This window comes from Streptomyces ossamyceticus, assembly GCF_001418475.1.
Lineage (GTDB): Bacteria > Actinomycetota > Actinomycetes > Streptomycetales > Streptomycetaceae > Streptomyces > Streptomyces ossamyceticus.
Genome location: NZ_LIQX01000865.1, coordinates 1 through 5,272, shown reverse-complemented (window position 1 = coordinate 5,272; position 5,272 = coordinate 1). Strand labels below are relative to the sequence as shown.

Below are 5,272 nucleotides of genomic sequence, written 5' to 3'. Positions count from 1 at the left end.
CCGCCCGGCGGCGACCGCCCCCGCATCGCCGACCTCGGCTGCGGACCCGGCAACGTCACGCGGCTGCTCGCCGACCGCTGGCCCGGCGCCCGTATCACCGGGTACGACAACTCGCCCGAGATGCTCGACAAGGCGCACGTCGACCACGAGGGGCCCACATCCGGCGGCGGCCGCATCGACTTCGCCGCCGCCGATCTCCGTGCCTGGGCGCCTGCCGAGCCGTACGACCTGATCGTCAGCAACGCGACCTTCCAGTGGGTGCCCGGCCACCTCGACCGGTTCCCGGTCTGGGTGGACGCCCTCCTGCCGGGCGGCACCTTCGCCTTCCAGGTGCCCGGCAACTTCGACTCGCCCAGCCACCGCCTCATGCGGGAGCTCGCCCGGTCCGACCGTTGGCGGGACCGGCTCGGCCACACCCTTCGCCACGACGACGCCGTCCACATGCCCGCCGCGTACCTGGCCACGCTCGCCGACCTCGGCTGCGAGGTCGACGCCTGGGAGACGACGTACGTGCACCTCCTCCAGGGTGAGGACGCCGTGCTCGACTGGGTCACCGGGACGGGACTGCGGCCGATCCTCACCGAACTCGGCGACGANNNGCCGAGTACCGCACCGCGCTCCGCGAGGCCTACCCGGCCACCCCCCACGGCACGGCCTTCCCCTTCCGCCGCATCTTCGTCGTCGCCCGGAAGCCGGGGGGTAAGGGGTAGGACTGGGCTTGCCCTCACCCCAGCTCCGCCCCGGCCCTACGTACCCTTACCGCTGTGGAGGACGAGATCCTGGCCGTCGATGCCGTCGACGTGCCGCAGCCGCGGCCGCAGTCGCTCGTGCTGGCCTTCTTCGGCAACCACGTTCTGGACCACGGCGAGGGCGACCTCGGGGTGTACTCGGGGAGCATCATCGACGTCCTCGGACGCGTCGGCACCGGCGAGCAGGCGGTCCGGTCGACGCTGACGCGGATGGTGAACCGGGGGCTGCTGCGCCGGCAGCGCGAAGGCCGGAAGATGTTCTTCGGCCTCACCCCGCACGCGAACGGCATCCTGCGCGACGGCGGACAGCGCATCTGGCGCGACGGCGCCGTCAACGAGGACTGGGACGGCACCTGGACCCTCCTCGGCTTCTCCCTCCCCGAGTCCTGGCAACGGCAGCGCCACGATCTGCGCTCCCGGCTCACCTGGTCCGGGTTCGGGGCGCTCTACAGCGGCCTGTGGATCGCGCCGGGGCGCGTCGACGTACGGGGGATCGTCTCGGAGCTGGGGCTCGACGCCCATGTGAAGGTGTTCCACGCGCGCGCCGACGACTTCACCGACGTCGGGCTGATGATCCGCGAGAGCTGGGACCTGGAGGCCCTCGCCGCGCGGTACGTCGCGTTCGACAAGCGCTGGACCAGCGCGGACCTCGCCGCCGCCGACCCCGTGGCCATCCGGCTGCGGCTGGTCGCCGAGTGGCTGCGGATCATTCGGACCGACCCCCGGCTGCCCGTCCGGCACCTGCCGGAGGAGTGGCCCGCGCGGCAGGCCCAGGAGACGTTCCGGCGTATCGCGGAACAGACGGCTGGGCCTGCCGGGCGGATGGCCGAGGAGGTGTTGGAGACGACTCCGCTGCGCTCGGCCTCGACGGGGACGGCGTAGGCCCGCGGCCGGACGACGCGAGCCGTTGCCGTCGCCCACGGGGGTGGGGTGTGCGGTCGCTGGCGGGTGCGGGTTCGTCATGGCTGGTCGCGCAGTTCCCCGCGCCCCTGAGGGACGGCGGTGTTCCCGTGGCACTGGGGGATCCGTGGGTCCCAGCGCCCCCGACCTGCCCTGGTGTCGGCGTCAGCTCTTGCGGTGGCCGATCAGGCGGGGCTTCTGTTCCAGGCCGTCCAAACCGTGCCACGACAGGTTCACCAGGTGCGCGGCCACCTCCGCCTTCTTCGGGCGGCGCACGTCCAGCCACCACTGGCCGGTCAGGGCGACCATGCCGACCAGGGCCTGGGCGTACAGCGGGGCGAGCTTGGGGTCGAAGCCGCGGCTCTTGAACTCACGGCCCAGGATGTCCTCCACCTGGGTGGCGATGTCGGAGATCAGCGAGGCGAAGGTACCCGTCGACTGCGGGATCGGGGAGTCGCGGACCAGGATGCGGAAACCGTCCGTGTACTCCTCGATGTAGTCCAGGAGCGCGAAGGCCGCCTGCTCCAGCAGCTCCCGCGGATGGCCGGCGGTGAGGGAGCTGGTCACCATGTCCAGCAGGCGCCGCATCTCCCGGTCCACCACCACCGCGTACAGGCCCTCCTTGCCGCCGAAGTGCTCGTACACCACCGGCTTGGAGACCCCCGCCTTCGCGGCGATCTCCTCCACCGACGTGCCCTCGAAGCCCTTCGCGGCGAAGAGGGTGCGGCCGATCTCCAGCAGTTGCTGACGGCGTTCGGCGCCCGTCATCCGGGTGCGGCGAGCACGCCGCGGCTTCTCATTGCTCGGGGTGCTGCTGGAGTCGGTCGCCACGGCGTCAATCATGCCGCCTCGGCGGGCGCCTTCCGGTGCTCGGAGCCGTCCTCACCCGTGATACGCCTGGAATCGATACGCGAGCGTGACGGCCAGCGCACGTCGTAGGCCCACCCCAGCTGTTCGAACCACCGGATCAGACGGGCGGAGGAGTCCAGCTGGCCCCGCTCGACGCCGTGCCGGGCCGAGGTCGGGTCGGCGTGGTGCAGGTTGTGCCAGGACTCGCCGCAGGACAGGACGGCCAGCCACCACACGTTGCCCGAGCGGTCACGCGACTTGAAGGGGCGCTTGCCCACCGCGTGGCAGATCGAGTTGATCGACCACGTCACATGGTGCAGCAGCGCCACCCGGACGAGGGAGCCCCAGAAGAACCCCGTGAACGCGCCCCACCAGGACATCGTCACCAGGCCCCCGATCAGCGCGGGCAGCGCGAGGGACAACATCGTCCACAGGATGAACTGACGCGAGATCGTCCGCAGCGCCTTGTCCTTGATCAGGTCCGGGGCGTACTTGTCCTGCGGGGTCTGCTCCTCGTCGAACATCCAGCCGATGTGGGCCCACCACAGGCCCTTCATCAGCGCCGGAACCGTCTCCCCGTAGCGCCACGGCGAGTGGGGGTCGCCCTCGGCGTCGGAGAACTTGTGATGCTTGCGGTGGTCGGCCACCCAGCGCACCAGCGGGCCCTCCACGGCCATCGACCCGGCGATCGCCAGCGCGATCTTCAGCGGGCGTTTGGCCTTGAACGAACCGTGCGTGAAGTGCCGGTGGAAGCCGATCGTGATGCCGTGGCAGCCCAGGTAGTAGAAGAACACCAGCAGACCGAGGTCCAGCCAGCTCACCCCCCAGCCCCAGGCCAGCGGCACCGCCGCGAGCACGGCCAGGAACGGCACGGTGATGAAGAGGAGCAGCGTGATCTGTTCGATCGACCGCTTCTGCTCACCGCCCAGCGTCGCCGAGACAGTGGAGGAGCCGGGCGCGGAACCCGGGGAGTCGTTCGCCTTCGGGGCGTCTTCGATCACATCGGAACTTGTGGTCATGGGGGCGTCCCCTAGGGGGTCGAGGGTGGAGAGAGGGGGGAGTGCCTGTCGACGACAGGCTGCGCGGGCCGCCTTACGGCATTCCCTACGGTTCCGTAACCTACGGCATCGTAAGTATGTCAGCGCGTCGCCCGGCGGCAAGAGCCCATCCGCCTCGCGTCCCGGCATCGGGGGACATCCGCCGCCATGGCGCCCCAAACGGGGACTTCCGACCCCCGCATCTGGCACTCAGTGCCGTCAATCGGACACCTGGCGGCCTGCGCGTGACACCGGCCACCTATCCTGGTGTCGGTCGGACAGCGCGGTCCGCTCTGATTCCTGCCCGGAAGCCAAGCCCACCAAGCGGCGCCTGCACCTCCTCGAGTCGCTGGGCCGCCCTCCGGGTTCCCTCCCAGACGAGCTTCAACACTGCAAGGAGCCGCACCTGTGAGCAGTGCCGACGACCAGACCACGACGGTCAGCAGCGAGCTGCGCGCCGACATCCGGCGCCTGGGCGATCTGCTCGGCGAAGCCCTCGTACGCCAAGAGGGCCCCGAACTCCTGGAGCTGGTCGAGCGCGTCCGCCGCCTGACCCGCGAAGACGGCGAAGCCGCCGCCGCACTGCTGCGCGGCACGGAACTGGAGACCGCCGCCAAGCTCGTACGGGCGTTCTCCACCTACTTCCACCTGGCCAACGTCACCGAACAGGTCCACCGCGGCCGCGAACTGAGGGCACGCCGTGCCGCCGAGGGCGGCCTCCTCGCCCGGACGGCCGACCGCCTCAAGGACGCCGACCCCGAGCACCTGCGCGAAACGGTCCGGAACCTCAACGTCCGCCCCGTCTTCACCGCGCACCCCACCGAAGCGGCCCGCCGGTCGGTCCTCAACAAGCTCCGGCGTATCGCCGCGCTGCTGGAGACCCCGGTCATCGAGTCCGACCGCCGCCGCTACGACACCCGGCTGGCCGAGAACATCGACCTCGTCTGGCAGACCGACGAGCTGCGCGTCGTCCGCCCCGAACCGGCCGACGAGGCCCGCAACGCCATCTACTACCTCGACGAGCTGCACGCGAACGCCGTCGGCGACGTCCTGGAGGACCTCACCGCGGAACTGGAACGCGTCGGCGTCCAGCTCCCCGACCACACCCGCCCCCTCACCTTCGGCACCTGGATCGGCGGCGACCGCGACGGCAACCCCAACGTCACCCCCCAGGTGACCTGGGACGTCCTCATCCTCCAGCACGAACACGGCATCAACGACGCCCTCGACCTCATCGACGAGCTGCGCGGCTTCCTCTCCAACTCCATCCGCTACACCGGCGCCACCGAGGAACTGCTCTCCTCCCTCCAGGCCGACCTCGAAGCCCTCCCCGAGATCAGCCCCCGCTACAAGCGCCTCAACGCGGAGGAGCCCTACCGCCTCAAGGCCACCTGCATCCGGCAGAAGCTGGAGAACACCAAGCAGCGCCTCGCCAAGGGCACCCCGCACGAGCCCGGCCGCGACTACCTCGGCACCAGCGAGCTCCTCCAGGACCTCACCCTCATCCAGACCTCGCTGCGCGAGCACCGCGGCGGCCTCTTCGCCGACGGCCGCATGAACCGCACCATCCGCACCCTCGCCGCGTTCGGCCTCCAGCTCGCCACCATGGACGTCCGCGAACACGCCGACGCCCACCACCACGCGCTCGGCCAGCTCTTCGACCGCCTCGGCGAGGAGTCCTGGCGCTACGAGGACATGCCCCGCGAGTACCGGCACAAGCTCCTCGCCAAGGAGCTC

The 5,272-nt window shown here is 70.7% G+C and carries 4 protein-coding genes and 2 pseudogenes; 4 read left to right on the top strand and 2 right to left on the bottom strand.

Translation table 11 applies throughout. The features are described 5' to 3' along the window. The 3 genes and pseudogenes from AOK15_RS43390 to AOK15_RS39870 form a co-directional block, all read left to right on the top strand. Nucleotides 1-596: pseudogene (locus AOK15_RS43390) on the top strand (methyltransferase domain-containing protein); the annotation flags it as partial. 3 nt (nt 597-599) lie between these two features. Continuing rightward, nucleotides 600-710 (top strand): annotated as a pseudogene (locus AOK15_RS48165) (trans-aconitate methyltransferase); the annotation flags it as partial. A gap of 54 nt (nt 711-764) precedes the next feature. Next, nucleotides 765-1,631, top strand: coding sequence for a PaaX family transcriptional regulator (locus AOK15_RS39870; protein ID WP_055523985.1), 867 nt, complete (start codon nt 765-767; stop codon nt 1,629-1,631). Nucleotides 1,632-1,814: 183 nt separating this feature from the next. Here AOK15_RS39870 and AOK15_RS39865 read toward each other — a convergent pair whose 3' ends face one another. Further along, nucleotides 1,815-2,492: a TetR/AcrR family transcriptional regulator gene (locus AOK15_RS39865; RefSeq protein ID WP_055523982.1), complete on the bottom strand. Its 678-nt coding sequence runs from the start codon at nt 2,490-2,492 to the stop codon at nt 1,815-1,817. Next, nucleotides 2,489-3,517 (bottom strand): acyl-CoA desaturase, encoded by a 1,029-nt coding sequence (locus AOK15_RS39860; protein WP_055523980.1) that lies wholly within the window; start codon nt 3,515-3,517, stop codon nt 2,489-2,491. Before AOK15_RS39860 ends, AOK15_RS39865 begins: the two co-directional genes overlap by 4 nt. A gap of 426 nt (nt 3,518-3,943) precedes the next feature. On the opposite strand from AOK15_RS39860, the gene AOK15_RS39855 reads away from it, so the two are divergent. Continuing rightward, nucleotides 3,944-5,272 (top strand): phosphoenolpyruvate carboxylase (locus AOK15_RS39855; protein WP_157870520.1); only part of this gene is annotated, 1,329 nt, incomplete at its 3' end.